This is a genomic window from Thermosynechococcus sp. OHK43 (assembly GCF_014466085.1).
Lineage (GTDB): Bacteria > Cyanobacteriota > Cyanobacteriia > Thermosynechococcales > Thermosynechococcaceae > Thermosynechococcus.
Genome location: NZ_JACOMP010000256.1, coordinates 1 through 5,278, shown reverse-complemented (window position 1 = coordinate 5,278; position 5,278 = coordinate 1). Strand labels below are relative to the sequence as shown.

Annotated in this window: 5 protein-coding genes; 1 reads left to right on the top strand and 4 read right to left on the bottom strand. The window is 53.9% G+C overall.

The annotated features are described in order from the left end of the window. The coding region (locus tag H8Q75_RS11065; protein WP_297041722.1) for a hypothetical protein at positions 1-489 on the bottom strand (489 nt) is incomplete at its 3' end. A gap of 81 nt (positions 490-570) precedes the next feature. Continuing rightward, on the bottom strand, positions 571-1,221 hold the full coding sequence (locus H8Q75_RS11060; protein ID WP_024125340.1) for an exopolysaccharide biosynthesis protein: 651 nt from the start codon (positions 1,219-1,221) through the stop codon (positions 571-573). Between the two features lie 112 nt (positions 1,222-1,333). Between H8Q75_RS11060 and H8Q75_RS11055 the strand changes: the two genes are divergently transcribed. After that, a complete protein-coding gene (locus H8Q75_RS11055) occupies positions 1,334-1,696 on the top strand; it encodes a DUF6464 family protein (RefSeq protein ID WP_024125341.1) in 363 nt (120 codons plus the stop codon). An 80-nt stretch (positions 1,697-1,776) separates the two neighbouring features. Here H8Q75_RS11055 and H8Q75_RS11050 read toward each other — a convergent pair whose 3' ends face one another. Together H8Q75_RS11050 and H8Q75_RS11045 are read right to left on the bottom strand one after the other, a co-directional pair. After that, positions 1,777-4,308 carry a glycogen/starch/alpha-glucan phosphorylase gene (locus H8Q75_RS11050; protein ID WP_297041720.1) on the bottom strand — a complete coding sequence of 844 codons (2,532 nt, stop codon included), beginning with the start codon at positions 4,306-4,308 and terminating at the stop codon, positions 1,777-1,779. A 144-nt stretch (positions 4,309-4,452) separates the two neighbouring features. Then, positions 4,453-5,278 (bottom strand): hypothetical protein (locus H8Q75_RS11045; protein ID WP_297041716.1); only part of this gene is annotated, 826 nt, incomplete at its 5' end.

Below are 5,278 nucleotides of genomic sequence, written 5' to 3'. Positions count from 1 at the left end.
TTCGCTGCTGGGTGGGAAAAAAGGAATCGGGTTGCCTGCGGCATCGGTGACTTCTGGCAGGTATTCAACGGTTAGGGCATCAAATTGACAGGTGTAGGCACCATAAATGACTTGTTGGCGATCGCGCAGGATCAACTGATAGCCAAAGCTGCGACTGGCATGGCCCAACTGATTAATCAGGGCAAAACGCCGTAAATAGGGCAAGCGTCCCCAAGCGGCGGGGGAGACAAAGGCTTCAATTCTGCCCCCCGGTGCTGTCATGGCTGGAAAGGCTTGCCAGCGTTGAATCACCTGGTCACCAAACTGCTGCACGGCCCACCAGAGGCTGGGTACTGTTAAGCCCACTGCCGAGGGAGACTCGCTAACCACAACTTGCTTTTCATTGACAGGCAGCGCGATCGCCGCCGCCACCGCTAGGGGTAAGTCCTCTGTAGAGGGATTGGCAGTCGTTCTAAGGGGATGGAATCCTAATAGAGCGATCGCTCCCACGGCACTCAACCATCGGCCCCAGGCCTTAGGAGGGGATAGGGTTCTCATTGGCCTTGAGTCAAGAAGGAACTTACCCCTATGTTACAAATGCAGCCATGCCTTCAATACATCCAGGAGGCTATTGCCGCCCCATGCAAGGGCAATCAAAATTGATGTGGTGACTGCTAGACCAATCAAAGAGATAACCACCCCTGCCAGGCTAATCAAACCATCGTCATCCAAAAGACCAAAGCCGATTGTAAAAATGCCCATGGCGGGAATGGTGTTGGTGCCGGGAATAGGCAAAATCATCGAGATCGCCATCAGCGATACAGTAACCCCCAAGCCCAAACGTCCGCCTCGGGTCGTGCAAATGAAGCGCCAGCGGGGACGGGAGATCAATTCAATCCGTCGCAGCCAAGGCAAAGCTGTGCGCACAATCTTCTGCATCTGGGAGCGCGGCATCGTGCGCTTGAGCAGCCACGGCGGCAGCCAAGGGACTGAGGCACCCACAAGCAATTGCCAACCCAACAGTAACAGCACAATGCCAAAGGGTGTGGCGTAACCGGGGGCTGGAATGGGCAGCGCCGATGGCAACGAAAGAACGGCCAGCAAAAAGCCAAAGGTTCGCTCCCCCGCCAACTGAACAATCTCTGCCAAGGACACCAGTGGTTGCGTTAAAACCTCTCCATGCCTAGGGCTGGGCACAGGACTCAAAAAGGCATATTCCAGGTCTGTGGACAATTTTGCCATGAAAAATTACAGGAAGTGGAAATGTTCCCACTGCTAGGATACGATAAATTGATCGTGAGTTTATGCTCAACACAGTTGACGGCAATTCCAAAGCCGCGATCAACCGGAATCCATGGCAACCCCATCTGACTTACCGACAGAGTTGCACCTGATTAATCCCCGGCGATCGCTAGGGCAGGTTTATCTCGACTGGACACCCCAACCCGGTTGCCATGTGGATCACGAAGGGGAAACCTATACAGTGTTAGAACGCCGTCATCGCTACCGGTTTCGTGGTGGACGCTATCAACTGGAAAAAATTGCCCTCTATGTGCAGCCCAGTGACACCCTTAGCGATCGCCATCTCGTGAATGGACAGTGGGTGATTGGGGATCCCTCCTGCCGCTGGAATGCCCTTTCACCCTTGTTGCGCTGTGCTGTGAACCCTCAGGGCTCCTGCCAAGCGTGTCGAGATTACCAGCCTCGAGAACCTTAGCATTTCCTTTCTCAGCTCAAAAATCCCCGCCAGGGCAGGGGAGGGTCTGGGTTGTTTGAATTGAACTCGGTACCGGCCAGCTACTGCCCTGGGGAGGTCAGGTAGGACGTTGCCGGTAGGACAACTTTCACCGGTTGAACGTGCCAGATGTCTTGGCAGTACTCGCGAATGGCGCGATCGCTAGAAAATTTCCCCATCCGTGCCACATTGAGAATTGACATTTTTGCCCATTGGGCTTGATCTTGTTGATAGACCTGAAGGACCCGTTGGTGGCAGTCCACATAGCTTTGGTAGTCTGCCAAGAGGCAATAGCGATCGTTTTGCCAGAGGTGCTGAACCAGGGGCCGAAAGAGTTCCGTATCGCCATGGGAAAAGTACCCCGAGGCAATGAGGTCGAGCACCCGCTTCAGCCTTGGGTTGCTATTGGCAAACTCCCAGGGGCGATAGCCGTTGCGCCACAATTCCTGCAATTGCTCTACCGTGTGACCAAAGAGGAAGAAGTTTTCAGCCCCCACCTCTTCGCGAATTTCCACGTTGGCGCCGTCGAGGGTGCCAATCGTCAACGCCCCATTGAGGGCAAATTTCATATTCCCTGTGCCTGAGGCTTCGTAGCCGGCTGTTGAAATTTGCTGGGAAAGATCCGCTGCTGGATAGACCTGCTGCCCTAGCGTTACGCTGTAGTTGGGCAAAAAGACGACCCTTAGGCGATCGCGCACCGCTGGATCACGGTTAATCACCTCAGCCACGGAGTTAATGAGCTTAATGATTAACTTGGCCATATAGTAGCCTGGGGCCGCCTTGCCGCCAAAAATAAACGTTTGGGGCACCATCTCCAGTTGGGGGTTGTCCTTCAACATCTGGTAAAGCGTGATGACATTGAGGACACACAGGTGCTGGCGTTTATATTCGTGGATGCGCTTCACCAAGATCGAGAAGAGGGAATGGGGATCCACCGTTACCCCTAGGCGATCGCGAATGTATTCCGCAAGGCGTTCCTTGTTCCCCTGCTTCACCGATTGCCATTGGGCTGCAAACTCGGCATCCTCTGCCAAGGGTTCCAATTGCCGCAGTTGATCCAAGTGCTTCACCCAATCTTCGCCAATGCGTTCGGTAATCAGGCGGGTTAATCTCGGATTGCTGAGCACCATCCAGCGCCGAGGGGTGACGCCATTGGTTTTATTGGAGAATTTCTCTGGTGTCAGTTCGTAGAAATCCTTGAGCACCGTTTTTTTCAGGAGTTCTGAGTGCAGTGCTGCCACGCCGTTGATGGCATGACTCCCCACCGCTGCCAAGTGGGCCATGCGCACATAGCGACAGTCACTTTCATCGATAATGGACAGCCGCCGCAGGCGATCGTTATCCCCCGGGTATTGCAGGCGTACCTCATCTAGGAAACGACGGTTGATTTCATAGATGATTTGCAAGTGGCGGGGCAAGAGGGAGCCAAAGAGATCTAGGGGCCATTTTTCCAGTGCCTCGGGCAGGAGGGTGTGGTTGGTGTAGGCAAAGGTTCGGCGGGTAATGTCCCATGCCTGCTCCCAAGGCATGAGATGCTCGTCGACGAACAGGCGCATCAATTCCGCCACTGAAATGGCTGGGTGGGTATCGTTCAACTGAACGGTGAACTTCTCATGGAAGCGGCTCAGATCTTGTTTGCCCGATTGTTTGTAGAGGCGGATCATGTCCTGAAGGGCACAGGAGCAGAAGAAATACTGCTGCATCAGCCGCAGTTCTTTGCCCTGCAACTGCTCGTCATTGGGATAGAGGACCTTCGTGATGTTTTCTGAAGCAATTTTTTGGTTGACAGCGCCGTAGTAATCGCCTGTGTTAAAGGCTTGAAAGTCAAAGGACTCCACCGCCTCTGCCCGCCATAGACGCAGAAGATTGGCGGTATTCACCTTGTAGCCCAAGATGGGGGTGTCATAGGCCACTCCCTGAATCACTTGGTGGGGTTGCCAAACAACCCGATAGCGGCCCTGATCATCGGTATAGCTATAGGTGTAGCCGCCAAACTTCACCTGCAAAATCAATTCCGGTCGGGGAATTTCCCAAGGGTTGCCATAGCGTAACCACTTGTCGGTAATCTCGACTTGCCAACCATCGCGAATTTCTTGGTCAAAGATACCGTACTCATAGCGAATGCCATAGCCAATGGCGGGGATTTCCAATGTAGCGAGAGAATCCATATAGCAGGCGGCCAAGCGTCCCAACCCGCCATTCCCCAACCCCGGCTCCTCCTCCTGATCGAGGAGTTCTTTGAGGTTCAAACCGGTTTGCCGCATGGCTTCTTCAACGGCCTCATAGAGTCCGAGGTTAATTAGGTTATTGCCAAGGTGTGGCCCTAGCAAAAATTCGGCGGAGAGATAGCAAACAGTGCGGCTTTCTTGATCTCGATAGGTTTTTGCAGAATTCAGCCAGCGCAACAGTAGGCGATCGCGCACGGTGTAGGCCAAGGCCAAGTAGTAATCATTTTTCGTCGCCACTTCGGGAAATCGCCCTTGGATAAAGAAGAGATTATCCATAAAGGCGCGCCGCAGGGTTTCAATGCTCGTACCGGTGCGATCGTCTTCCGTGAGCACTGTAGGACAACCGGGCGGAATGAGACTGGTCATTGTGGGAATCCTCGCAAAGAATTAGCGCGATTAGTAGTAGTCAGCCCTTCCCTATCTGTTCTATCGCGATCGCCCGGGATTCCCCCCTAAGTACAGAATCTCTTTACTCGCACTCTTTGCTAGTAAAGGGGGGCAAGCCCTTCCCTAGCCTTCATTCACTGTGGGAAACAGTTGGCAGGTCAGCTCTTCATCGGAGGAGTCAGGGGGAGGACTGCCGCGGGTAGCCTCTGGGGCTTGGGTGTGTTGATAGCGTTGATAGAGCGTACTCAGAAGTTTGATCAGGCGATCGCCCCCACTGGCATAGAGAGGATCCTGGGGCAAACGTGCCAAAGCAGTGGCCATTTGCGTCTGCAAAATCTCTAAATCACCATAGCGGCGGGTCAGCCGTTGCAGCAAATCAATGAGGGTAAACCGCTCTAGGGCTTGGGCATGCACCGGCTTGGTGGTCAACAGAGCGGCCACAAGAAGCTTCATATGCAGAGGGGTACAGTAGCGGGTGACTTCTAATCGCAAATCGTAGAGATCTGCAGTGCTGAGGGTTGGCGCCTCGATGGTCAGTGTAGCCGTCGCAGCTTGGCTGTAAAGGGGGACCAAAATTTGCAGCAGTACGGCTGAGGGAACCTGATAGGCCTGTGCTTTGTTGAGACTATTGACAAGGGCAGTTAGGTGCTGTCCCAAGAGGGTGGGGGTTTTCAGCCGTTCAAGGATTTCGATGAGGACCTGTTGCACGTCGCTCACGGTCCATGGCGGTGCTTGGGTCGGCCACTGATGTTGCTGAAGGGCATACAGTAGCTTAAAAAGGCGGCTCTGCTGCGGGTGCTGAGCAATTTGTTGGGCAGCGGTGGCAATGGTAGAAGTCGTTGGGGTCACAGGTTGGCCAAACGTCCCTCGGTACTGCATTGTAGCCAATTTTCCTAGACAGTGGTTTAATCCTGCTGATGGCCAAGGGAGGGTGAGGGCTTCTGCTAGG

What these genes read in the sequence shown, in the direction of transcription:
- H8Q75_RS11060 (WP_024125340.1), bottom strand. Translation starts at nt 1,221, where the DNA reads ATGGCAAAATTGTCCACAGACCTGGAATATGCCTTTTTGAGTCCTGTG.
- H8Q75_RS11055 (WP_024125341.1), top strand. Translation starts at nt 1,334, where the DNA reads ATGGCAACCCCATCTGACTTACCGACAGAGTTGCACCTGATTAATCCC.
- H8Q75_RS11050 (WP_297041720.1), bottom strand. Translation starts at nt 4,308, where the DNA reads ATGACCAGTCTCATTCCGCCCGGTTGTCCTACAGTGCTCACGGAAGAC.